This is a genomic window from Pseudomonas sp. St29, assembly GCF_001547915.1.
In the GTDB taxonomy this organism is placed as follows: Bacteria; Pseudomonadota; Gammaproteobacteria; order Pseudomonadales; family Pseudomonadaceae; genus Aquipseudomonas.
The window spans coordinates 926,307-950,957 of record NZ_AP014628.1 but is presented as its reverse complement, the minus strand read 5'-3'; the positions used below and the strand labels follow the sequence as shown (position 1 = coordinate 950,957).

Annotated in this window: 20 protein-coding genes; 8 read left to right on the top strand and 12 right to left on the bottom strand. The window is 60.6% G+C overall.

Going from position 1 to position 24,651, the window contains the following annotated elements; all coding sequences use genetic code 11:
• Window positions 1-20 precede the first annotated feature (20 nt).
• The 7 genes from greA to grpE form a co-directional block, all read right to left on the bottom strand.
• Complete coding sequence (greA, locus tag PST29_RS04225) at window positions 21-497, bottom strand: transcription elongation factor GreA (protein ID WP_060837484.1); 477 nt, start codon at window positions 495-497, stop codon at window positions 21-23.
• The gene (gene carB / locus PST29_RS04220; RefSeq protein WP_060842455.1) at window positions 494-3,715 is read right to left on the bottom strand and encodes a carbamoyl-phosphate synthase large subunit; all 3,222 of its coding nucleotides are present in this window, start codon (window positions 3,713-3,715) and stop codon (window positions 494-496) included. The genes greA and carB overlap by 4 nt, the downstream gene beginning before the upstream one ends.
• 130 nt (window positions 3,716-3,845) lie before the next feature.
• On the bottom strand, window positions 3,846-4,982 hold the full coding sequence (gene carA / locus PST29_RS04215) for a glutamine-hydrolyzing carbamoyl-phosphate synthase small subunit (RefSeq protein WP_060837482.1): 1,137 nt from the start codon (window positions 4,980-4,982) through the stop codon (window positions 3,846-3,848).
• A gap of 256 nt (window positions 4,983-5,238) precedes the next feature.
• Window positions 5,239-6,045 carry a 4-hydroxy-tetrahydrodipicolinate reductase gene (gene dapB, locus PST29_RS04210; protein ID WP_060842454.1) on the bottom strand — a complete coding sequence of 269 codons (807 nt, stop codon included), beginning with the start codon at window positions 6,043-6,045 and terminating at the stop codon, window positions 5,239-5,241.
• A 10-nt stretch (window positions 6,046-6,055) separates the two neighbouring features.
• Entirely contained in the window at window positions 6,056-7,180 is a 1,125-nt protein-coding gene (gene dnaJ / locus PST29_RS04205; protein ID WP_016967224.1) for a molecular chaperone DnaJ, read from the bottom strand.
• A gap of 322 nt (window positions 7,181-7,502) precedes the next feature.
• Window positions 7,503-9,419 carry a molecular chaperone DnaK gene (gene dnaK / locus PST29_RS04200; RefSeq protein WP_016967223.1) on the bottom strand — a complete coding sequence of 639 codons (1,917 nt, stop codon included), beginning with the start codon at window positions 9,417-9,419 and terminating at the stop codon, window positions 7,503-7,505.
• Window positions 9,420-9,521: 102 nt separating this feature from the next.
• Window positions 9,522-10,088: a nucleotide exchange factor GrpE gene (grpE, locus tag PST29_RS04195; protein WP_047301678.1), complete on the bottom strand. Its 567-nt coding sequence runs from the start codon at window positions 10,086-10,088 to the stop codon at window positions 9,522-9,524.
• Between the two features lie 250 nt (window positions 10,089-10,338).
• Between grpE and recN the strand changes: the two genes are divergently transcribed.
• Entirely contained in the window at window positions 10,339-12,012 is a 1,674-nt protein-coding gene (recN, locus tag PST29_RS04190; protein ID WP_060842453.1) for a DNA repair protein RecN, read from the top strand.
• Between the two features lie 94 nt (window positions 12,013-12,106).
• Here the strand turns inward: recN and fur are convergent, their stop codons facing one another.
• Complete coding sequence (gene fur, locus PST29_RS04185; protein WP_011059185.1) at window positions 12,107-12,511, bottom strand: ferric iron uptake transcriptional regulator; 405 nt, start codon at window positions 12,509-12,511, stop codon at window positions 12,107-12,109.
• A 98-nt stretch (window positions 12,512-12,609) separates the two neighbouring features.
• Between fur and PST29_RS04180 the strand changes: the two genes are divergently transcribed.
• The gene (locus tag PST29_RS04180; RefSeq protein WP_060837477.1) at window positions 12,610-13,137 is read left to right on the top strand and encodes an outer membrane protein assembly factor BamE; all 528 of its coding nucleotides are present in this window, start codon (window positions 12,610-12,612) and stop codon (window positions 13,135-13,137) included.
• 59 nt (window positions 13,138-13,196) lie between these two features.
• On the opposite strand, the gene PST29_RS04175 is transcribed toward PST29_RS04180, so the two are convergent.
• From PST29_RS04175 to PST29_RS04165, 3 genes are read right to left on the bottom strand one after another with little or no spacing between them, the layout of a single operon-like run.
• Window positions 13,197-13,511 carry an RnfH family protein gene (locus PST29_RS04175; RefSeq protein ID WP_060837476.1) on the bottom strand — a complete coding sequence of 105 codons (315 nt, stop codon included), beginning with the start codon at window positions 13,509-13,511 and terminating at the stop codon, window positions 13,197-13,199.
• Window positions 13,504-13,938, bottom strand: coding sequence for a type II toxin-antitoxin system RatA family toxin (locus tag PST29_RS04170; RefSeq protein WP_016967218.1), 435 nt, complete (start codon window positions 13,936-13,938; stop codon window positions 13,504-13,506). The genes PST29_RS04175 and PST29_RS04170 overlap by 8 nt, the downstream gene beginning before the upstream one ends.
• A gap of 7 nt (window positions 13,939-13,945) precedes the next feature.
• On the bottom strand, window positions 13,946-15,349 hold the full coding sequence (locus PST29_RS04165) for a sodium-dependent transporter (RefSeq protein ID WP_060845067.1): 1,404 nt from the start codon (window positions 15,347-15,349) through the stop codon (window positions 13,946-13,948).
• Window positions 15,350-15,466: 117 nt separating this feature from the next.
• On the opposite strand from PST29_RS04165, the gene smpB reads away from it, so the two are divergent.
• A complete protein-coding gene (gene smpB / locus PST29_RS04160) occupies window positions 15,467-15,949 on the top strand; it encodes an SsrA-binding protein SmpB (protein WP_022642145.1) in 483 nt (160 codons plus the stop codon).
• 81 nt (window positions 15,950-16,030) lie between these two features.
• On the opposite strand, the gene PST29_RS04155 is transcribed toward smpB, so the two are convergent.
• Window positions 16,031-16,798, bottom strand: coding sequence for an FCD domain-containing protein (locus PST29_RS04155; protein ID WP_060837475.1), 768 nt, complete (start codon window positions 16,796-16,798; stop codon window positions 16,031-16,033).
• A gap of 261 nt (window positions 16,799-17,059) precedes the next feature.
• Here PST29_RS04155 and PST29_RS04150 point away from each other — a divergent pair, with 261 nt between their 5' ends.
• The 5 genes from PST29_RS04150 to PST29_RS04130 all read left to right on the top strand — a co-directional run bounded on the left by PST29_RS04150 (window position 17,060) and on the right by PST29_RS04130 (window position 24,649).
• Window positions 17,060-18,754, top strand: coding sequence for a lactate permease LctP family transporter (locus PST29_RS04150; RefSeq protein WP_060837474.1), 1,695 nt, complete (start codon window positions 17,060-17,062; stop codon window positions 18,752-18,754).
• Between the two features lie 141 nt (window positions 18,755-18,895).
• Window positions 18,896-19,720 carry a (Fe-S)-binding protein gene (locus tag PST29_RS04145; RefSeq protein WP_060837473.1) on the top strand — a complete coding sequence of 275 codons (825 nt, stop codon included), beginning with the start codon at window positions 18,896-18,898 and terminating at the stop codon, window positions 19,718-19,720.
• Window positions 19,717-21,171, top strand: a complete 1,455-nt coding sequence (locus PST29_RS04140; RefSeq protein ID WP_060837472.1) for a LutB/LldF family L-lactate oxidation iron-sulfur protein — start codon at window positions 19,717-19,719, stop codon at window positions 21,169-21,171. Before PST29_RS04145 ends, PST29_RS04140 begins: the two co-directional genes overlap by 4 nt.
• The gene (locus PST29_RS04135; RefSeq protein WP_060837471.1) at window positions 21,171-21,842 is read left to right on the top strand and encodes a LutC/YkgG family protein; all 672 of its coding nucleotides are present in this window, start codon (window positions 21,171-21,173) and stop codon (window positions 21,840-21,842) included. Before PST29_RS04140 ends, PST29_RS04135 begins: the two co-directional genes overlap by 1 nt.
• Window positions 21,839-24,649, top strand: coding sequence for an FAD-binding and (Fe-S)-binding domain-containing protein (locus PST29_RS04130; RefSeq protein WP_060842452.1), 2,811 nt, complete (start codon window positions 21,839-21,841; stop codon window positions 24,647-24,649). Before PST29_RS04135 ends, PST29_RS04130 begins: the two co-directional genes overlap by 4 nt.
• Window positions 24,650-24,651: the final 2 nt, after the last annotated feature.

Genomic DNA, 24,651 nt, shown 5'->3' with positions numbered 1-24,651 from the left:
CTTGCAGCGGGCGCCTTCTTTCAGATGTGACGGACTTCGACAATCTCATACTCGATAACGCCGCCAGGCGTTTTGACCGCCACCACATCACCCTCTTCCTTGGCAATCAAGGCGCGAGCGATCGGCGAACCGACGGAGATTTTACCGAGCTTGATATCAGCCTCGTCCTCACCAACGATCTGGTAGGTGACACTTTCGTCGGTTTCGACGTTAGCGATCTCCACCGTGGTACCAAAAATCACCTTGCCGCTATGAGGGATGGTCGTGACATCAATGACCACCGAGTTCTGCAAGCGGCCTTCGATATCACGGATCCGCGCCTCGACCATACCCTGCTGCTCACGAGCAGCATGGTATTCGGCGTTTTCTTTCAAATCACCCAACTCACGGGCCGTACCGATGTCCTGGCTGAGCTTCGGACGCACGACCTTGGTCAGGTGAGCATGCTCTTCTTCCAGGGCGCGAGCGCCCTGGACGGTCATTGGGTATTTATTCATGCCTTCAATCCTGCGTGTAGATCCTGCAAGCGACGCACGGTCTTTTCCGGACCGAACTTCAACGCTTCGCAGATAGCTTCGCCAGCAGCAATGGTGGTAGTGCAGTAGATCTTGTGCTGCAAGGCGTTACGACGAATGGAATACGAGTCAGCGATAGACTGACGACCTTCAGTGGTGTTGATGATCAGGGTGACTTCGTCGTTCTTGATCATATCGACCACATGCGGACGACCTTCAGTCACCTTGTTCACGCGACGCACTTTCAGGCCGGCCGCCTCGATCACCTTGGCGGTGCCTGCCGTCGCAACCACTTCGAAGCCCAAGTTGATCAGATCACGGGCTACGCCTGCAACCAGCGGCTTGTCATCATTACGCACGCTGATAAATGCAGTGCCGCCAGTTGGCAATACTTCACTGGCGCCCATCTGGGCCTTGGCAAAGGCTTCACCGAAAGTATCGCCCACACCCATCACTTCACCGGTGGACTTCATCTCTGGGCCGAGGATCGGGTCAACACCCGGGAACTTGGCAAAGGGGAACACCGCTTCCTTGACGCTGTAGAAGTTCGGAATGATCTCCTTGGTGAAACCCAGCTCTTTCAGAGTCTTACCCGCCATCACACGGGCAGCGATCATTGCCAGCGAGACACCGATGCACTTGGACACGAAAGGCACGGTACGGGAGGCACGCGGGTTCACCTCGATCACGTAGATCTGCTCACCCTGCAGGGCCAGCTGCACGTTCATCAGACCGACCACACCCAGCTCCAGGGCCATTTTCTTGACCTGCTCACGCATCTCGTCCTGGATGTGCGCCGGCAGCGAGTAAGGCGGCAGCGAGCACGCGGAGTCACCGGAGTGAACACCGGCTTGCTCGATGTGCTGCATGATTGCGCCGATCACCACATCGGTGCCGTCACAAACGGCGTCCACATCCATTTCGATGGCACAGTTGAGGAAGTGGTCCAGCAGCACCGGGCTGTCGTTGGACACCTGAACCGCTTCGCGCAGGTAGCGCTTGAGCTCTTCTTCCTCGTAAACGATTTCCATCGCCCGACCGCCCAGAACGTAGGACGGACGCACCACCAGCGGATAGCCAATCTTGGTCGCGGCACGAATCGCTTCGTCTTCGCTGCGCACGGTGGCGTTTGGTGGCTGACGCAGGTTCAGGCGCTCGACCATCTGCTGGAAACGCTCACGGTCTTCGGCACGGTCGATAGCGTCAGGGCTGGTACCGATGATCGGCACGCCGGCCGCTTCCAGGGCACGAGCCAGTTTCAGCGGAGTCTGGCCGCCGTACTGCACGATCACGCCTTTAGGCTTCTCGACGCGGACGATTTCCAGCACGTCTTCCAGGGTCACTGGCTCGAAGTACAGGCGATCAGAGGTGTCGTAGTCAGTGGAAACGGTTTCCGGGTTGCAGTTGACCATGATGGTTTCGTAACCATCGTCGCGCAGCGCCAGCGCAGCATGTACGCAGCAGTAGTCGAACTCGATACCTTGGCCGATACGGTTTGGACCGCCACCCAGGATCATGATCTTGTCGCGGGTCGACGGCGCGGCCTCGCACTCTTCTTCATAAGTCGAGTACAGATAAGCGGTGTCAGTGGCGAACTCGGCAGCGCAGGTGTCGACGCGCTTGTAGACCGGGAACACTTCCAGTTTGTGACGGTGAGTACGCAGGTTTTTCTCGGTCACACCCAGCAGCTTGGCCAGACGCTGATCGGAGAAGCCTTTGCGCTTCAGGCGGAACATCAGATCGCGATCGATGGCCGACAGACCCAGGGTCTTGACCCTCTCTTCTTCCTTGATCAGATCTTCGATCTGCACCAGGAACCAAGGGTCGATCATGTTCATGCCGAAGATCTGCTCGACAGTCATGCCGGCACGGAAGGCATCAGCCACGTACCAGATACGCTCGGCACCCGGCACGGTCAGTTCGCGCTTGAGCACGTTCATGCTTTCCGGATTGCTCAGGTCGAGCTTCGGATCCAGGCCGCAAACGCCCACTTCCAGGCCGCGCAGGGCTTTCTGCAGGGATTCCTGGAAAGTCCGGCCGATGGCCATGACTTCACCAACAGATTTCATCTGGGTGGTCAGGCGTGCGTCGGCCTTGGAGAACTTCTCGAAGGCGAAGCGTGGCAACTTGGTCACGACGTAGTCGATAGACGGCTCGAAGGACGCCGGAGTCTTGCCGCCGGTGATGTCGTTGGACAGCTCATCCAGGGTGTAGCCCACTGCCAGCTTGGCCGCGACCTTGGCGATCGGGAAGCCGGTAGCTTTCGAGGCCAGCGCCGAAGAGCGGGACACCCGCGGGTTCATCTCGATCACGACCATGCGGCCAGTGTTCGGGCAGATGCCGAACTGCACGTTGGAGCCGCCGGTTTCCACCCCAATCTCGCGCAATACCGCCAGGGAGGCGTTACGCAGGATCTGGTATTCCTTGTCGGTCAGGGTCTGCGCCGGAGCCACGGTGATCGAGTCACCGGTGTGCACGCCCATCGGGTCGAAGTTTTCGATGGAGCAGACGATGATGCAGTTGTCCTTCTTATCGCGGACCACTTCCATCTCGTACTCTTTCCAGCCGATCAGCGATTCGTCGATCAGCAGTTCCTTGGTCGGCGACAGGTCCAGACCGCGGGCGCAGATTTCTTCGAACTCTTCACGGTTGTAAGCAATACCGCCGCCGGTGCCGCCCATGGTGAAGGACGGACGGATGATGCAAGGGAAGCCCAGCTTGTCGAGAACCGCATTGGCCTCTTCCATGCTGTGAGCGATACCGGAACGTGGGCACGCCAGGCCGATGGACTTCATCGCGGCGTCGAAGCGCGAACGGTCTTCGGCCTTGTCGATGGTGTCGGCGTTGGCACCGATCATCTCTACGCCGAACTTTTCCAGAACGCCTTCGCGCTCCAGGTCCAGGGCGCAGTTCAGAGCCGTCTGGCCGCCCATGGTTGGCAGCAGCGCGTCCGGACGTTCTTTCTCGATGATCTTGGCAACGGTCTGCCACTTGATCGGCTCGATGTAAGTGGCGTCGGCCATGGCCGGGTCGGTCATGATCGTGGCCGGGTTGGAGTTCACCAGGATGACCCGGTAACCCTCTTCGCGCAGGGCCTTGCAAGCCTGGGCGCCGGAGTAGTCGAATTCGCAGGCCTGGCCGATTACGATCGGGCCAGCGCCAAGAATCAGGATGCTTTTAATGTCTGTACGTTTTGGCATGGGTTGTCACTCAAATCCGCAGGTCAGTCGGCAAGCCGTCTTGAACATTCTCTGAGGCGCCTGAGGGGATTCCGCCGGACTCGCCGGGGCCACCCTCAAGCGCTGCTCGCTACACTTTCAAGGCGAGCGCTTAGCGTCGCTTGGCCATCTCGTTGATGAAGCGGTCGAACAGCGGCGCCACATCGTTCGGGCCCGGGCTGGCTTCAGGGTGGCCCTGGAAGCTGAACGCGCTCTTGTCGGTACGCTCGATACCCTGCAGGGTGCCGTCGAACAGCGACTTGTGGATCGCCCGGACGTTACCCGGCAGCGTGGCTTCATCCACGGCAAAGCCGTGGTTCTGGCTGGTGATCATGACCACGCCGGTATCCAGGTCCTGGACCGGGTGGTTGGCGCCGTGGTGACCATGACCCATCTTCAGCGTCTTGGCGCCGGAGGCCAGGGCCAGCAGCTGGTGCCCCAGGCAGATGCCGAATACCGGAATCTCGGTATCGAGGATCTCCTTGATCGCCTTGATGGCGTAGTCGCAAGGCTCGGGATCGCCAGGGCCGTTGGACAGGAATACGCCATCTGGATTGAGAGCCAGGACGTCGCTCGCCGGCGTCTGGGCAGGCACCACGGTCACGCGGCAGCCACGCTCGACCAGCATGCGCAGAATGTTCAGCTTGACCCCGTAATCGTAGGCAACCACGTGGTACGGCAGGTCAGCGGCTTCGAGGGTGGCGTGGCTGTCGGTCTTCAGATCCCAGACAGTCGAACGCCACTCGTAGCTTTGCTTGGTGCTGACGACTTTCGCCAAGTCCATGCCTTTGAGGCCCGGGAAGGCGCGGGCTGCGGCAATCGCCGCTTCTTCGGAGATGTTGTCACCGGCCATGATGCAGCCGTTCTGCGCACCTTTCTCACGCAGGATGCGCGTCAGGCGACGGGTGTCGATACCGGCGATCGCCACCACATTGTTGGCTTTCAGGTAATCGGACAGGGACAGGGTGTTACGCCAGTTGCTGGCCACCAGCGGCAGATCACGAATGACCAGGCCGGCCGACCAGACGCGGTCGGACTCGGCATCTTCCGGCGTGGTGCCGGTGTTGCCAATGTGGGGATAAGTCAGGGTAACGATTTGCTGGGCGTAGGAAGGATCGGTAAGGATTTCCTGATAGCCGGTCATTGCGGTGTTGAACACCACCTCACCAACGGTTTGACCGTCGGCTCCAATGGCTTCGCCACGAAAAATGCTGCCATCAGCAAGGGCGAGTATGGCTGGCTTAGTCAAGAAGACCTCCCGTAAATAGAGCCTGAAAGGGCGATCGCAGGTTGCAAAAAAGCGGAATGACGTATAGACACGTCACCCCGCTTCTTCGTCGAATTATCTGCGCGCTTTTAGTGGACACACTAAAGCTGTAGCTTACAGAAAAAGGCTTTTTCGGTCCACCGCTAATGAGCCCTAAAGGCAGAGGAATGCGACAGAACATCGCCTAGCGGTGCGAAGCGGGGTTGAAAGACAACCTCAACCCCACTTCAGATGCTTCTCAACGCAGATCAAGCACATCCTGCATGTCGTAAAGACCGGCCTCACGACCATCCAGCCAGAGGGCAGCACGTACCGCTCCCTTGGCAAACGTCATGCGACTGGACGCCTTGTGAGTGATCTCCAGACGCTCGCCTTCGGTGGCGAACAACACGGTGTGATCCCCCACCACATCGCCGCCGCGCACAGTGGCAAAGCCAATGGTTTCCCGCTCACGCGCACCGGTATGACCTTCGCGACCATAAACCGCAACCTGCTGCAGATCACGCCCCAAGGCATTGGCGATCACCTCACCCATGCGCAGGGCCGTGCCCGACGGCGCATCGATCTTGTGTCGGTGATGGGCTTCGATGATTTCGATGTCCGCGTCATCACCCAGGACCCGCGCTGCCATATCCAGCAGTTTCAGCGACAGGTTGACCCCGACACTGAAGTTGGCGGCGAAGACGATGGGAATATCCTTGCTCGCCTCGACCAGCAACTGCTTTTCCTTGGCCCCAAGACCAGTGGTGCCAATCACCATGGCCTTGCCCGCCTTGCGGCAGAACGCCAGGTTCTTGAGCATCACTTCCGGCAAGGTGAAGTCGATCAGCACATCGAACTCATCAACGACTTTTTCCAGGCTGTCGGACATTGGCACGCCAAGACGCCCAAGAGACGCCAGCTCACCCGCATCCGCACCGACCAGCGAACTGCCCGGCCGAACGATCGCGGCCGTCAGACCGGAGAGCGGCGAACGCAGCTGCACGGCCTCGACCAAAGTCTTGCCCATGCGCCCTGCGGCACCCATCACAGCTATACGTCGCATGCCCTACTCCTTACAGGTCGCCGAAGAAGCGCTTGACGCCCTCGAACCAGCCAGTGGTTTTCGGCGAGTGAGAGTTATCGCCATCCAGCGAACCACGCAGCTCTTCCAGCAATTCCCGCTGGCGACGACTCAGATTCACCGGCGTCTCTACCGCAACCCGACACATCAGGTCGCCAGCACCGCCACCACGCACAGGAGCAACACCCTTGCCGCGAATCCGGAACTGCTTGCCAGTCTGAGTCCCCTCGGGAATCTTCAGCTTGACCCGACCATCCAGGGTCGGAATCTCCAGCTCGCCGCCCAACGCCGCATCGACGAAACTGATAGGCACTTCACAGAACAGATGCTTGCCGTCGCGCTGGAAGATCGCGTGCTCACGCACATTGATCACCACATAGAGGTCGCCGGTCGGACCACCCTGGGTCCCCGCCTCACCCTCACCGGAAAGACGAATACGATCCCCGGTATCGACACCGGCCGGCACTTTGACCGACAGCGTCTTGTACTCTTCGACACGACCTTCGCCGCGGCACGAATCGCACGGATCGGAAATGATCTTGCCCTGGCCATGGCAACGCGGGCAGGTCTGCTGCACCGAGAAGAAGCCCTGCTGCATGCGCACCTGACCAATGCCACCGCAAGTCGGGCAAGTCACAGGTGACGAGCCTTTCTTGGCGCCCGAACCATCGCACGGCTTGCAATTGACCAGCGTCGGCACACGGATATTTACCGTGGTGCCACGCACCGCCTCTTCCAGATTCAGTTCCAGGGTGTAACGCAGATCGCTGCCGCGCTGCGCGCCGCCGCGGGAACCACCGCGACCACCACCGAAGAAATCACTGAACACATCACCGAAGATATCGGAGAAATTCTGACCACCGAAACCGGCACCGCCGCCACCCATGCTCGGATCGACACCGGCATGACCGTACTGGTCATACGCTGCACGCTTACTGGAATCGGACAGCACTTCGTAGGCCTCGTTGGCCTCCTTGAACATATCCTCCGACGCTTTGTCGCCGGGATTACGATCCGGGTGATGCTTCATCGCCAGGCGGCGGTAAGCCTTTTTCAGCTCCGCTTCGCTGGAGCCGCGCTCCACACCCAACACTTCGTAATAGTCACGCTTTGCCATAAGTCTTTGCACTCTTAAGGACGTCCGGCAAACCCTCCTGAGCTCTGCCAAACTCGCTGAGCCCCAATACAGGCCCGGACCCAACTCACGTCAATTCAACGATCCTGGTCTTGGATAGACGACCCGATTGCAGGTCGACGACTGCGGTCGTCGCAACCGGAAAGCAGGAGCTTCTCCGGCCCGACCGCCAGCGCACAAACGGAGGCTGTACGCCGTCAAAAATTCACTGACTCCAGACACGCCAACGCGGGAGCAAGCTCCCGCGCGGCGACATCCTACCAGTCACCGCCCAAAGGCAGTCAACCGGCCGACCAACAAGCTATTACTTGTGGTCTTTAACTTCTTCGAACTCGGCGTCGACAACGTCATCGGCTTTTTCAGCGGACTCGGCGTGTGGTGCCGCGCCCTCTGCAGGCTGAGCCTGTTCGGCGTACATCTTCTGAGCAACCGGAGCCGAGACCTTCGACAGCTCTTCGACCTTGGCTTCGATGGCAGCCTTGTCGTCGCCTTTGACAGCGGCTTCCAGGGCGACCACAGCAGCTTCGATGGCGGTCTTTTCTTCTGCGGTGACTTTGTCACCGGCGTCAGCCACCATCTTGCGAGTCGAGTGCACCAGCGCATCACCCTGGTTACGGGCAGTGGCCAGCTCTTCGAACTTGCGATCCTCTTCCGAGTTGGCTTCAGCATCACGGATCATCTGCTGGATTTCTTCATCCGACAGGCCGGAGTTGGCCTTGATCACGATCGACTGAGTCTTGCCGGTAGCCTTGTCCTTCGCACCTACGTGCAGAATGCCGTTGGCGTCGATGTCGAAGGTCACTTCGATCTGCGGCACGCCACGTGGAGCAGGTGGAATGTCGGTCAGGTCGAACTTGCCCAGGGACTTGTTCTGCGCGGCTTGCTTACGCTCGCCCTGCAGTACGTGAATGGTCACTGCGCCCTGGTTGTCATCGGCAGTCGAGAACACTTGCGATTTCTTGGTTGGAATCGTGGTGTTTTTCTCGATCAGCGCGGTCATCACGCCACCCATGGTTTCGATACCCAGGGTCAGCGGGCTAACGTCCAGCAGCAGTACGTCCTTCACGTCACCGGCCAATACCGCACCCTGGATGGCAGCACCCATGGCAACCGCTTCGTCCGGGTTAACGTCCTTGCGAGCTTCCTTGCCGAAGAAATCGGTTACAGCTTTCTGCACCAGAGGCATACGGGTCTGGCCGCCGACCAGGATCACATCGTTGATCGAGCCAACGTCGATACCAGCGTCCTTCAGAGCGATACGGCAAGGCTCGATGGTGCGCTGAACCAGGTCTTCAACCAGCGATTCCAGCTTGGCGCGGGAAATCTTCACGTTCAGGTGCTTAGGACCGGTGGCGTCTGCAGTGATGTAAGGCAGGTTCACGTCGGTCTGCTGGCTCGAGGACAGCTCGATCTTGGCTTTTTCAGCAGCTTCTTTCAGACGCTGCATGGCCAGCGGGTCACCCTTGAGGTTCATGCCGCTTTCTTTCTTGAACTCGTCAACCAGGTAGTCGATCAGACGGATGTCGAAGTCTTCACCACCGAGGAAGGTGTCACCGTTGGTAGCCAGCACTTCGAACTGGTGCTCGCCATCGACTTCAGCGATCTCGATCACGGAAACGTCGAAAGTACCGCCACCCAGGTCGTAAACGATCACGGTGTGATCGCCCTTGGCCTTGTCCATACCGTAGGCCAGCGCGGCTGCGGTTGGTTCGTTGATGATGCGCTTGACGTCCAGACCGGCGATGCGGCCAGCATCTTTGGTGGCCTGACGCTGGCTGTCGTTGAAGTAGGCCGGAACAGTGATGACCGCTTCGGTCACCGCTTCACCGAGGTAATCTTCGGCGGTCTTCTTCATTTTCTTGAGAATTTCAGCCGAGATCTGTGGCGGAGCCATTTTCTGGCCGTTCACTTCAACCCAGGCGTCGCTGTTGTCAGCCTTGACGATCTTGTAAGGGACCATCTGAATGTCTTTCTGCACAACTTCTTCGTCAAAACGACGACCGATCAGACGCTTTACGGCGTACAGGGTGTTGTGCGGGTTGGTGACTGCCTGGCGCTTGGCCGACTGACCTACCAGGATCTCGCCATCGTTGGCGTACGCAATGATCGACGGGGTGGTCCGCGCGCCTTCGGCGTTTTCGATAACTTTTACGTTGCCGTTTTCAAGAATGGAGACGCACGAGTTGGTGGTCCCCAAGTCAATTCCGATAATTTTGCCCATGTTAACTCTCCCGAAACTTTGGATTTGGATGCCGCAGCCGTGGTGGCAAACTGCGGTAGCACTTAAACGCTTGACTGATAAATGGGGGCTCTACAGCCGTTTTCAAGCCTTTTCGTCAATCGAAGGCGAAACGGGTGCAGGAACCTTGCTGACCACGACCATGGCCGGGCGCAGCAGGCGACCATTGAGCTGATAGCCCTTCTGGAACACCTTGAGAACACTGTTGGGCTCGACGTCTGCGCTTTCCTGCATGGCCATGGCCTGGTGCTGTTCAGCGTTGAACGGCTCGCCATGCGGATCGATGGCTTCCAACTGATAACGCTTGAGGGTGTCGTGGAACATCTTCAAGGTCAGCTCGATGCCTTCACGCATCGGACGGATGCTCTCGTCGTCCGGGTTGGACAGCTCCAGGCCGCGCTCCAGGCTGTCGATCACCGGCAGCAAGTCGCCGGCAAACTTTTCCAGAGCGAATTTGTGAGCTTTCTCCACGTCTTGCTCGGCGCGGCGGCGGACGTTCTGCAGATCAGCTGCAACACGCAAAGCCTGATCTTGCGCACCAGCCAGTTGCTCTTCGAGCACTTGTACACGAGCCGCCAGGTCTTCACCCGAAGCCTCGGGAGCCTGATTGGCGTCTAGATTTTGCGTATCCAGAGTCTGTTCGTCAGCCATGAAATTCTCCTTTCAATATCGTCAGTGAGCCAGGCCCACTCTTCTGCCCTGCTATATGGGGTCGCATTTTCAGGGTTCAAGCCCGCCACCACAGCAAAAGTCGTCAGCCTTCAGTAAATCCCGATAACAGTGATTACCGAACGCGCTAAAAAGACAAATCAACCAAGCGAATCGAGCTAAGGGAAAGCATTGTCAGCCCAAAACAAAACACTGTATAAATAACCAGACATTTAGTTTGGGAGCGGCCTTCATGCTGGTGCACCTGTCCGTACACAATTACGCCATCGTCGAACACCTGGATCTGGAACTGGATCGCGGGATGAGCGTCATCACAGGCGAAACCGGCGCCGGCAAGTCGATCATGCTCGACGCACTCGGCCTGACCCTGGGCGACCGGGCCGACAGCGGTGTGGTACGACCAGGAGCCGACAAGGCCGACATCCTCGCCACCTTCGACCTGGCGGACATTCCCGAGGCCCGCACCTGGCTGGCCGAGCGCGACCTGGACAACGACGGCCCCTGCATCCTACGCCGGGTCATCACCGCCGAAGGGCGCTCACGCGGCTATATCAATGGCTCGCCCTGCCCGCTTGGCGACCTCAAGGCCCTGGGCGAGCTCTTGATCGACATTCACAGTCAGCATGAACACCAGTCGCTGCTCAAAACCGATACCCATCGCCGCCTGCTGGATGAATATGCCGGCGCTACCGATCTTGCCCGCCAGGTACAACTGGCAGCCCAACGCTGGCGCCAGACCCGCCAGGAGCTGGAGCGCCTGTCCAATTCCGGCGATGAGCAGCGCGCCCGCCATCAACTGCTGAGTTATCAGCTTGAAGAGCTGGAGAATCTCGGCCTGGGAGAAAACGAACTCGAAGAGCTGGAGCAGGAACACAAGAACCTGACCAACGCCGAAACCCTGCTGGGCATCTGCCGCCAGGTGGTCGAACAGTGCAGCGAAAGTGACTCCGGCAATGTCCTCAACGCCTTGACCGTCAGCCTCAACCGCCTGTCCAGCATCGGCAACTCGACAGGAGCATTAGGCGAGGCCACCAACCTGCTGGCCAGCGCCCAGATCCAGGTGGAAGAAGCCGTGGGCGAATTGAATCGCTTCCTCGATCACTTCGATGCCGACCCGGCACGCCTGCAACAGCTGGAGGAACGCCTGGACTCCATCTATACCCTGGCACGCAAGCATCGCATCCAGCCCTTCGAACTGGCGGCCATGCAGCAAACCCTGCTGGATGAAATCGAAACCCTGGACGCCAACGACGAGAGCATCGAGCGCCTCGGCGAAGAGCTGCAGTCCTTCGCCCGCCACTATCAGGAGAAAGCCCAGGAACTGAGTCGCTTGCGGGAGCAGGCGGCCACCGGACTGGCCAGCGCGGTAGAACTGGAAATTCAGCGCCTGGGCATGCCCGGCGGACGCTTCACGATCGAGCTGCGAGCCAACACCAGCGATGAGCTGCTGCCCAACGGCCTGGAGCAGGTCGAACTCCTGGTCAGCGCCAACCCGGGACAACCGCTCAAGGCGCTGGCCAAGGTCGCCTCGGGTGGCGAGTTGTCACGCATCAGCCTGGCGATCCAGGTCATCACGGCACAAACCTCACGAGTGCCTACCCTGGTGTTCGACGAAGTCGACGTAGGGATCGGCGGCCCGACTGCCGAGATCGTCGGCCAATTGCTGCGGCGTCTCGGCGAGCGCGGCCAGGTGCTGACGGTTACTCACCTGCCACAAGTTGCCGCCCAGGGGCATCAACATCTGTTCGTGCACAAGGTCCGTGGCAACAACGCGACCCATACCGCCGTTTCCAAACTGGGCAAGAACGAAAGAATCGAGGAAATTGCCCGCATGCTGGGCGGTATCGATTTGACCAAGGAGTCCCTGGCCCACGCCAAGAAAATGGTGGTAACCACCAAGGCCTGAGGTTTTAGCGCTTCTTTTATATAGGCACAAAGCACGAAGGCGACCCTGAGGTCGCCTTCGATCGTTTCACGACTATGCCAGTCGCGTGAGGGGCTTACTTCTTCTTGCGCACATACAGCACAAGATTGTGATCCACCAACTCGAAACCGTGCTTTTCGACAATCGCCTTCTGAAGCTTTTCGATTTCCTCGTCGAAGAATTCGATCACTTCACCAGACTCCACGTTGACCATATGGTCGTGGTGACCGCCATCCGCCAGCTCGAATACAGCGTGACCGCCATCAAAGTTATGGCGCACCACCAGTCCGGCTGCTTCGAATTGAGTCAGTACACGGTAAACCGTGGCCAGACCGACATCCTCACCAGCTTCCATCAGCGCCTTGTAGACATCCTCGGCGCTCATGTGCCGCTGCTCAGTAGAATCGAGCATTTGTAGAATTTTGACCCGTGGCAGAGTCACTTTAAGGCCGGCTTTACGTAGTTCGCTATTTTCAACCATGGTCAGCTTTCTCGCCGATGCTGCTTCGCAGCTTCTCTTAATGCGGGTATGATCGGGGTTTACGTTGTCCCAGCCAAGATAGTGGAAGTCGCCCACCGATGCAAAACACCAAGCTCTTGCTAACCAGTTTCACATTCGTGGGACTGCTCGCACTCGCCGGTTGTTCATTCCCCGGGGTTTACAAAATCGACATCCAGCAGGGCAATGTCGTGACGCAGGACATGATAGACCAGTTGCGCCCGGGAATGACCCGACGGCAAGTAAGGTTTATCATGGGCAACCCTCTGTTGACCGACACGTTCCATGCCGATCGCTGGGATTATCTCTACAGCCTGCAACCTGGCGGCGGTGAACGCCAACAGGAACGCGTCAGCCTGATCTTCAATGGCAACGACCAACTGGTCAGCCTGGCCGGCGACTTCATGCCTGGCGTGAGCCGCGACGAAGCCCTGCTTGGCAAAGAGAGCGGCAACACCGTCACCGCTCCTGCCGAGAACGCCGAGAAGCCAAAAGCCGAGAAGCCGGTCAAACCGGGCTCGCTGCTGGACCAGATCCAGAAAGATGTGGATGGCGTCAAAACCGTACCAGTGCCTATTCCTGAACCACTGGATACCTCTCCGCAATAATTTGTGGCGAATAAAAAAGCCCGGGCATTCCCGGGCTTTTTATTGCCTGTCACTGGCTATCACTGTCCGCGCTTACGCACCTGAGCGGCCTTGGCAGCACGCAAACGCCGAACCTCTTTCGGATCCGCCAACAGCGGACGATAAATTTCGATTCGATCCCCTGCCTGAACCAAATGCTGCTCAGGATTCATGACCTGCTTGCCGAAAATACCCACCGGACAGTTCGCCAGATCCAACTCGGCAAAATGCTCACCTATGGAAGAAGCCAGCAGCGCACCGCGAAGAGTCGAGCCCTGGGGCACCCATACAGTGATCAGCAACTGTCGATCGACTGCGGCGTAAACCACCTCGATCGAGATCAGGGACTCAGCCATGCAGTTGCTTGGCCCGCTGACAGAATGCATCCACCAGGGTATTGGCCGCCTGATTGAACAGCGGCCCTAACGTGGCCCGCACCAAAGGCCCCGCATAATCAAAAGACAGATCAAGACTGATCTTGCAGGCCTTCTCTCCCAACGGCTTGAACACCCACAGACCATGCAATTGATTGAACGGGCCCTCTTCCAGGTTCATCTCGATCGACTGGCCGGGTACCAGGGTATTACAGGTCACAAAACGCTGACTCATGCCGCCCTTGGCCACCGCCAGACTGGCACGCATCCGCTCCTCGCTGTTTTCCAGCACCTCGGCCGAAGAGCACCAGGGAAGAAACTCCGGGTAACGGGCCACATCATTGACCAGGTCATACAGAAACTGCGCCGGATAGGGCAAAAGGGCCGAACGTTGAATATGGGTCGTCATGTGAGCTTCATTTCCACAACTGGGCGGCAAACACCACAAGAATGCCGACGGGCGCCACATAGCGCATCAAAAACAAGGCCAGGGTGAACAACAACGGACTGCGCAACGACAACTCATCACGAACAGCCTCACGGCCCATCACCCAACCTGCAAACACCACGAAGCACAAACCGCCAAGAGGCAACATGATCCGCGAGGTGAAAAAGTCGATCACACCAAAGAAGTCCAGACCGCCGGCCGCGCCCCATCGGTAGAGATGAAAAACGCCGCCTTCGTTCACGAAAAACTTGGCCTGCTGCCAGATATTGAAGGAAAACACCGTCCCCAATCCCACGAACCAGCAGCTGAACGCCAGCCAGAATGTCACCCAGCCGCGGCGGATTTTAGTCCTCTCGACGAGATAAGCCACCATCGGCTCCAACAAGGAAATGGCCGAGCTCCAGGCAGCAATCGCCACCAGGATAAAGAACACTACGCCCATAAGCTGGCCGAACGCCACATTACCGAAGGCGAACGGCAGACTGATAAACATCAAACCAGGCCCTTCGCTGGGGTTCAGCCCGGCAGCGAACACAATGGGAAACAAGGCCATTCCCGCCACCAGGGAAACAAAGGTGTCCAGCAGCGCCACCCCTACCACAGTGCCGGACAGGGACGAATGCTTCGGCATATAGGCGCCGTAGATCATGATCGAACCGACACCGACGCTGAGGGAAAAGAACGCATGCCCCATGGCCGGCAGCAGCCCATCCAACAAGCGGTCCAGGCTGAAATCGAACATGAAATGCAGGCCCTGCATGAAATGCCCGGTGGTCATGCTGTAACCCAGCAGCACCAGCAACATCACAAACAGCAGGGGCATCATGACCCGCAAACTGCGCTCCAGCCCTGCAACCACCCCCTTGGCAATCACCCAGGCCGATAGCAGCATGAACAGCGTGTGCCATAAGGTCAGGCGCCAAGGGTCGGACGTCACGGCAGAGAAATAAGCCCCGACCTGGTCCGCCGTCACACCCTGGAAATCCCCTCGCCCCATATCGATGATGTAGTCTAGGGACCAACCACCCACCACGCTATAAAAGGAAAGGATCAATAGCGCCGTGATCATTCCGGCAAAGGCGCCCCAGGACCACTTGGCCGAATGCCCGGCCTCCAGGGCCAGCGCCTTCAGGGCATTGGCCGGACTTTGCCGCGCACGACGGCCGATCAGGGTCTCTGCCAGCATCACCGGCAACCCGATCAGCGCAATACACGCCAGAAACACCAGGACAAAGGCACCACCACCATAGACGCCGACCATGTAGGGGAATTTCCAGATGCTCCCCAGGCCCACGGCCGAACCAGTTGCAGCGAGTATAAAGACCCAGCGGCTTGCCCAGCCGCCGTGGACAGAGACCCTGTCTGTCGACATCGTTAACGCGCCCAACCGAAAAAAAAGAGGCCGCATTGTCCGGGATTCAATCAACCTGCTCAAGCACGCTGCGTCACCGTAGCCGACGCGCGCGCAACTCCCTATAATGCCGCCCCTATGGCTAAACAGAAGAAACACCCAACAGGGACCATCGCGCAAAACAAAAAGGCGCGTCACGATTACTTCATCGAACATCGGTTCGAGGCTGGACTGGTCCTGGCCGGCTGGGAAGTAAAGAGTCTGCGGGCGGGCAAGGCACAACTGGTGGACAGTTACGTGCTGCTCAAGGATGGCGAGGCCTGGCTGTTCGGCAGCCATTTCACCCCGCTGACCACCGCCAGCACCCACGTCATCGCCGACCCAACGCGCACGCGCAAGCTGCTGCTTAACCAGCGCGAGCTGGAAAAGCTGTTCGCTGCCGTGCAGCAGAAGGGTTACGCCTGCGTGTGCCTTTCGCTCTACTGGAGCAAGCACCTGGTCAAGTGTGAAATTGCACTGGGCAAGGGCAAGAAGGAATACGACAAGCGTCACACCGAACGCGAGCGCGATTCCGATCGCGAGCTGCAGCGTGCGGTGCGGACCAAGGGCAAGGAAGACTGATCTTCCTGCCTTGAGGTCGCTTTCGCCGGCAAGCCGGCTCCTACAACACCCAGGTAGGAGCCAGCTTGCCGGCGATTTGCATTACATGCCCTTGCGCCGTTCGGCCCGGGCTACTCGCTGCACTTCCTGGCGTACTTCTTCGAGCACCTCCTGCACATAGAGAATGTGCCGGCTGGAAACTTCCCGCGCTTCTTCCGCACGCCCCTCGATAATCGCCTGGTACAGGTCGCGGTGCTGGCTGATCAGCATGTCGCGGGTTTCCGTACGCTGCTTGTACATGCCACCGATGTTGGTCACCACGTTGCGCTTGAGCAGATCGAACAAGCCGCGGATGGTGTGCAGCAACACCGCGTTATGACTGGCCTCGGCAATCGCCAGGTGGAACTTGGCATCCGCCGCGCCCTCCTCGATACGGCTGACATCGTCGGAGCGGGAATAACAATCCTGCAGCTCCTCGAAGGCTTGAGTCAGCCGCTCACGATCCACCGCCGTCGCCCGCAGCGCCGCGTAATAAGCGCAAGACGCTTCCAGGGTATGGCGGAACTCCAGCAGATCGCGCTGGGCATCGGTGTTGTTTTCCAACAGGTGCAGCAGCGGATCGCTGAAGGTCGAGCCCAGGGATTCCACCACATAGTTGCCGCCGCCCTGACGACTGATCAGCAAGCCCTTGGCCGTCAGTTTCTGGATCGCCTCGCGCAATGAAGGACGTGACACCCCAAACTGCTCGGCCAGGGCGCGTTCGGCCGGCAGCCGCTCACCGGCCTTCAAGGTGCCTTCGAGAATCATCCCTTCCAGGCGCTCGACAATATCGTCGGACAAACGGCGCTGGCGTATCTGATCAAACCCCATAACTCACTCTCCACCCTCCCGACCCTTCGCCGGGGGGCTCTATTCTGGCCTATTCACGGCGCGCCAACACCTGGCAGAAGGCAGCCATTTGCACCGATCAGATGGCCGCGCCATAGCGCATTCGACAAAAGTTTTAGGGCGGCAAATTGACACACCGAGCACAAGGCTTTTACCCTAGCCAACAGCGATTGTAAATTGGTCTTACCAATTAACCAAGACGCTAGCAGTGCCTGACCAACAACAATTAGGGGCCACCCCATTATGCAAACCTGGCAACAGCTCTATAGCCCGCTTGGCAGCCTCGGCCTGTCCGCCCTCGCCGCCGTCATCCCGATCGTGTTCTTCTTCCTGGCTCTGGCCGTGTTCCGTCTCAAAGGACACGTCGCCGGGAGTATCACCCTGGCCTTGTCGATCCTGGTGGCGATCTTCGCCTTCAAGATGCCCGCCGACATGGCCTTCGCTGCCGCTGGCTATGGATTTGCCTACGGTCTGTGGCCCATCGCCTGGATCATCGTCGCCGCCGTGTTCCTCTACAAACTGACCGTGAAGAGCGGCCAGTTCGAAATCATCCGCAGCTCGGTGCTGTCAATCACCGACGACCAGCGCCTGCAGGTGCTGCTGATCGGTTTCTGCTTCGGTGCCTTCCTCGAAGGTGCGGCAGGTTTTGGCGCACCGGTGGCGATCACCGCCGCCCTGCTGGTGGGCCTGGGCTTCAACCCGCTGTACGCCGCCGGCCTGTGCCTGATCGCCAACACCGCGCCCGTAGCCTTCGGCGCCCTGGGGATTCCGATCATCGTTGCCGGCCAGGTGACCGGCATCGACGCCTTCAAGATCGGCGCCATGACCGGCCGCCAACTGCCGCTGCTGTCGCTGTTCGTGCCGTTCTGGCTGGTGTTCATGATGGACGGCCTGCGCGGCGTCAAGGAAACCTGGCCTGCCGCGCTGGTGGCCGGCCTGAGCTTTGCCGTGACCCAGTACTTCACCTCGAACTTCATCGGCCCGGAACTGCCGGACATCACCTCGGCCCTGGCCAGCCTGATCTCCCTGACCCTGTTCCTGAAGATCTGGCAGCCCAAGCGCACCGCCGGCGCACAGATCGCCGGTGCCACCTCCAGCGCGGCCGTGACCGCCAGCGCCGGCGGCTTCGGCCAGCCACGCAGCACCGTCGCTTCGCCCTACAGCCTGGGGCAGATCTTCAAGGCCTGGTCGCCGTTCCTGATCCTCACTGTGCTGGTGACCATCTGGACCCTCAAGCCCTTCAAGGCGATGTTCGCCGCCGGCGGCTCGATGTACAGCTGGGTGTTCAACTTCGCCATCCCGCATCTGGATCAGATGGTGATCAAGATGGCGCCGATCGTGACCACGCCGACCGCTATCCCGGCGGTGTTCAAGCTCGACCCGATCTCCGCCACTGGCACAGCGATCTTCTTCTCGGCGCTGATCTCCATGCTGGTGCTGAAGATCAACGTCAAAACTGGTCTGACCACTTTAAAAGAGACCTTCTACGAGCTGCGCTGGCCGATCCTGTCCATCGGCATGGTGCTGGCGTTCGCCTTCGTCACCAACTACTCGGGCATGTCCTCGACCATGGCCCTGGTCCTGGCGGCCACCGGCGCGGCGTTCCCGTTCTTCTCGCCGTTCCTCGGCTGGCTCGGGGTGTTCCTCACCGGTTCCGATACCTCGTCCAATGCCCTGTTCAGTTCGCTGCAGGCCACCACCGCGCACCAGATCGGAGTCAATGACACCCTGCTGGTGGCGGCCAACACCAGCGGCGGCGTGACCGGCAAGATGATCTCGCCGCAATCGATCGCCGTGGCCTGCGCCGCCACCGGCCTGGTAGGCAAGGAGTCGGACCTGTTCCGCTTCACCCTCAAGCACAGCTTGTTCTTTGCCACTATTGTCGGCCTGATCACCCTGGCCCAGGCCTACTGGTTCACCGGCATGCTGGTGCACTAAGCAACACCGAAAGAACCGACGCCGCCTTCACCCGCGGCGTCCGCATTCACCACCCGGTCTGCAAGGCTGCTGAAAGCTTGCTGGTTTATCTTTCAGCCGCCGCAACGGACGAATAACCGGGACCACCCGGAGACACGCCTGATGAGCGAGCTTTTCTACAACGCCGTGCCCAATGCGACCCGCGTCGCACCGCCGCTGGCCGAACCCCGGCAGTACCCCAGCGCGAAACCTGCGCGGGTCTACCTGTTCGGCACCTGCGTGGTCGACCTGTTCTATCCCGAAGCCGGGATGGATGCGATTCACCTGCTGGAACGCGAAGGCATTCGCGTGGACTACCCGCAAGGGCAAAGCTGCTGCGGACAACCGGCCTACACCTCGGGTTACACCGAGCAGGCGCGCACCGTGGCCCGCTCGCAACTGGCGCTGTTTGCCGGTGACTATCCGGTGGTGGTGCCCTCGGGTTCCTGCGCAGGCATGCTGCGCGAGCATTACGCGGACTTGTTCAAGGACGAGCCCGAAACCCTGAAACAGGTGCAGGCCCTGGCTGCCCGCACCTATGAGCTGGCCGAGTTCCTGCTGCACGTGTGCAAGGTGCAGCTCAAGGACAGCGGCGCGCCGGTCAAGGTGGCCCTGCACACCTCCTGCTCGGCCCGTCGGGAAATGAACACCCACCTGCACGGCCGTGAGCTGCTGTCACAGCTGAGCAATGTGGAACGGGTAGAACACAGCCACGAAAGCGAATGCTGTGGCTTTGGCGGGACTTTCAGCGTCCGAATGCCGGACATCTCCGGCGCCATGGTCGCGGACAAGACCCGCGCGCTGAAGGAATCCGGCGCGCATCAGGTACTGAGTGCCGATTGCGGCTGCCTGATGAACATCAACGGTGCGCTGGAGAAACAGCAAGAGGCCTTGCGCGGCCAGCACCTGGCGAGCTTCCTCTGGCAACGTACCGGAGGTGCGCAATGAGCACCCCTGAGCTGATTCCGACCACCACCGTGGCGGACGATTTTCGCACCCGGGCCCACCAAGCCCTGGGTGATAAACAACTGCGAAACAACTTTCGCAGCGCCATGGATTCACTCATGGCCAAGCGTGCGGCCTCGTTCAGCGATGCCCACGAAAGAGAACACCTGCGCGCCCTGGGCAATGCGATTCGCGCCCGGGCGTTATCCAAGCTGCCCGACCTGCTCGAGCGCCTGGAACAGAACCTGACCCGCAACGGTGTGACAGTGCACTGGGCGGAAACGGTGGACGAAGCCAATGGCATCGTCCTCTCGATCATCCGCGCTCACGAGGCGCGGCAAGTGATCAAGGGCAAATCGATGGTCAGCGAAGAGATGGAAATGAACCATGTCCTCGCTGAACAAGGCATTGAATGCCTTGAGTCGGACATGGGCGAGTTCATCGTCCAGCTCGACCACGAGAAGCCTTCACACATCATTATGCCGGCGATCCACAAGAATGCCGGTCAGGTCGCGTCCTTGTTCCACGACAAACTCGGCGTGGAGTACACCAAGGACGTTGACCAACTCATTCAGATCGGTCGCAAGGTCCTGCGGCAGAAATTCTTCGAAGCCGACATCGGCGTCTCCGGCGTCAACTTCGCCGTGGCCGAGACCGGCACCTTGCTGCTGGTGGAAAACGAAGGCAACGGGCGCATGTCCACCACCGTGCCGCCGGTGCACATCGCCGTCACCGGGATCGAGAAAGTCGTCGAGAACCTGCGCGATGTCGTTCCGCTGCTATCGCTGCTGACCCGCTCGGCCCTGGGCCAGCCCATCACCACCTACGTCAACATGATCTCCGGCCCGCGCAAGGAGCATGAGCTGGACGGCCCCCAGGAAGTGCACCTGGTGCTGCTGGACAACGGCCGCAGCCAGGCCTTTGCCGACAGCGAACTGCGCCAGACCCTGAACTGCATCCGCTGCGGCGCCTGCATGAACCACTGCCCGGTCTACACCCGGGTCGGCGGCCACACCTACGGCGAGGTCTACCCGGGGCCGATCGGCAAGATCATCACCCCGCACATGGTGGGCCTGGCCAAGGTGCCGGATCACCCCAGCGCCTCGTCGCTGTGCGGTGCCTGTGGCGAAGTGTGCCCGGTGAAGATCCCGATCCCGGCGCTGCTGCGGCGCCTGCGGGAAGAGAACGTCAAGGCCCCGGACAGCCCACATCAAGTGATGCGCGGCCAGGGCAGCAAGTACTCGCGCAAGGAACGTTTCATCTGGAACGCCTGGGCCCGTCTCAACAGCTCGCCGACCCTGTATCGCCTGTTCACCCTGGCCGCCACCCGCCTGCGCGCCCTGACCCCGAGCAACGTCGGCCCCTGGACGCAGAACCACAGCGCGCCCAAACCCGCCGCCCGGTCGCTGCATGACCTGGCCCGTGAGCACCTGGACAAGCAGGGAGATCGCTGATGAGCGCGAAACACAACATCCTCGCCAAATTACGCAACAGCCTGACCGGCACCACGCCGATTGTGGATAACTTCGACGAGGCGCTGGTCACCGAGCCTTACAGCTACACGGCGGAGCAACGCATTCCGCAGCTGCGCAAACAGATGGAAGCGGTGCACACCGAGATCCACCTGAGCACCGCCGCCGGCTGGCCGGAACTGCTGGCAAAGCTGCTGCAGGAGCGCCAGTTGCCCAGCCTGCTGATCGCACCGAGCACGCCCCATGGCCAGCGGGTCACCCAGCACTGGGCCGAGCACCCGCACCTGCCGGCGCTCAAGGCCTACGACCGGCCAGTGGAAGAATGGAAGGCCGAGCTGTTCAACGACACCCCCGCCAGCCTCACCGGCACCCTGGGCGCGATCGCCGCCACCGGCAGCCTGATCCTCTGGCCGACCCGGGAAGAACCGCGGCTGATGAGCCTGGTGCCGCCGGTGCATTTCGCCCTGCTCAAGGCCAGCGAAATCCGCGACAACTTCTATCAGGTGCAGCAACAGATGAACTGGGCCGCCGGCATGCCGACCAACGCGCTGCTGGTGTCCGGCCCGTCGAAGACCGCTGATATCGAACAAGTCCTGGCTTACGGCGCCCACGGCCCGAAAGACCTGGTGGTGCTGATCCTGGAGGACCAATGAGCCTACCGGCCGCTTTTCTGCGTGACGCCCAGCAACTGATTCCCCAGGAGCGGCGTTTCGACGACCCGCTCTCGACCCTGGCCTTCGGCACCGATGCCAGCTTCTACCGACTGATCCCCAAGCTGGTGATCCGCGTCGAATCCGAGGACGAAGTGGTCGCCCTGCTCCAGCTGGCCCAGCGCGACCGGGTGCCGGTGACCTTCCGCGCCGCCGGTACCAGCCTGTCCGGGCAGGCCATCAGCGACTCGGTGCTGATCGTGCTGGGGGATAACTGGAACGGCAAGGAGATTCGCCACCAGGGGTCGCAGATCCGCCTGCAACCCGGGGTGATCGGCGCCCAGGCCAACGCCTGGCTGGCGCCGTTCGGGCGCAAGATCGGCCCCGACCCGGCCTCGATCAACGCCTGCAAGATCGGCGGCATCGTCGCCAACAATGCCAGCGGCATGTGCTGCGGCACCGCGCAGAACACCTACCACACCCTGGCCGGCATCCGCCTGGTGCTGGCCGATGGCACGCGCCTGGACACCGAGGATGAGGCCAGCGTCAGCGCCTTCCGCGCCAGCCATGGTCCGTTGCTGGAGCGCCTGGCCGAACTGGGCCGCAGCACCCGCGCCAACAGCGAGCTGGCAGCGAAGATCCGCCACAAGTACCGGCTGAAAAACACCACTGGACTGTCCCTCAATGCCCTGGTGGATTTCGACGAACCGCTGGAGATCCTCAGCCACCTGCTGGTGGGTTCCGAAGGCACCCTGGGCTTTATCAGCGCGGTGACCTACGACACGGTGATCGACCACCCGAACAAGGCCTCGGCGCTGATCGTGTTTCCCGATGTGGAAACCTGCTGCAACGCGGTGACCGTGCTCAAGAGCCAGCCGGTGTCGGCGGTGGAACTGCTGGACCGTCGCAGCCTGCGCTCGGTGCAGGACAAGCCCGGCATGCCGGCTTTCGTCCAGCAGCTCTCGGCCAACGCCTGCGCGCTGCTGATCGAGTCCCGCGCCGCGTCCTCGTCACTACTGCACGAGCAACTGGCGCAGATCATGAATTCCCTGGCCGCCTTCCCGGTGGAAAAACAGGTGGACTTCACCGAAGACCCGCAGGAAAACGCCAAGCTCTGGGCGATCCGCAAGGACACCTTCCCGGCGGTGGGCGCGGTGCGCAAGACCGGCACCACGGTGATCATCGAAGACGTGACCTTCCCTGTGGAACAGCTGGCCATCGGCGTCAACCGCCTGATCGAGCTGTTCGACAAGCACCACTACGACGAAGCGATCCTGTTCGGCCATGCCCTGGAGGGCAACCTGCACTTCGTCTTCACCCAGGGCTTCAACAGCAGCGAGGAAGTGAACCGCTACCAGGCGTTCATGGACGATGTGGCGCAACTGGTGGCGGTGGAATTCGGCGGCTCGCTGAAGGCCGAACACGGCACCGGACGCAATATGGCGCCCTTCGTCGAGCTGGAATGGGGCAGCGACGCCTACCAGCTAATGTGGCAGCTCAAGCGCCTGCTGGACCCCAACGCCATCCTCAACCCGGACGTGGTGCTCAGCGAAGACCCGCAGATCCACCTGAAGCATCTCAAGCCGCTGCCGGCGGCCGACGAGATTGTGGATAAGTGCATCGAGTGCGGCTTCTGCGAGCCGGTGTGCCCATCCAAGGGGCTGACCCTGAGCCCGCGCCAGCGCATCGTCATCTGGCGTGATATCCAGGCGCGCAAACGCGCCGGCATCGACACCTCCGAGCTGGAGGCGGCCTATCAATACCAGGGCATCGACACCTGCGCCGCCACCGGCCTGTGCGCCCAGCGCTGCCCGGTGGGCATCAACACCGGCGAGTTGGTGAAAAAACTGCGCGGCGAGCACGCCACCCACAGCGGCACCGCCGACTGGCTCGGCTCGCATTTCGCCAGCACCTTGCAGGGCGCGCGCTTCACCCTGCACGTGGCCAACGGCGCGCGCATGCTCCTGGGGGCGCCGCGGCTGAGCAAGCTGTCGGCGAGCCTGACGCGCCTGTCCAAAGGCCGGGTGCCGCAGTGGAACAACGCCATGCCCCAGCCGGAAAAGGCCATTCGCTTCAGCCCGAGCGTCAGCGACGCGCGCCCGCGAGTGGTGTACCTGGCGGCCTGCGTGTCCCGAGTGATGGGGCCAGCAGCAGGCGACAAGGAACAATCGTCGCTCTACGAAAAAACCCGCAGCCTGCTGGAAAAGGCCGGCTATCAAGTGGTGCTGCCGGACAACCTGGACAACCTCTGCTGCGGCCAGCCCTTCGCCTCCAAGGGCTACGCCACCCAGGCCGAGGACAAGCGCCAGGAACTGATCGGCGCCCTGCTGCACGCCAGCCGTGGCGGCCTCGACCCGATCTACTGCGACACCAGCCCCTGCACCCTGCGCCTGGTGCAGGACCTGGGGGACGTGCGCCTGGACCTCTACGACCCGGTGCGCTTCATCCGCACCCACCTGCTGGAACGCCTGGAGTTCACCCCACAGGAAGCACCGATCGCCGTGCACGTCACCTGCAGCACCCAGCACCTGGGCGAGAGCCAGGCCCTGATCGAACTGGCCCGGCGTTGCAGCAAGAATGTGGTGATCCCCGAAGGCATCCACTGCTGTGGTTTCGCCGGCGACAAGGGCTTCACCACCCCGGAACTCAATGCCCACTCCCTGCGCAGCCTCAAGGACGCGGTGCAGTATTGCAGCGAAGGCATTTCCACCAGCCGCACCTGTGAGATCGGCCTCAGCCAGCATGGCGGGATCGACTATCACGGGCTGGTCTACCTGGTGGACCGGGTCACCCGGGCCAAGGCGGTCTGACC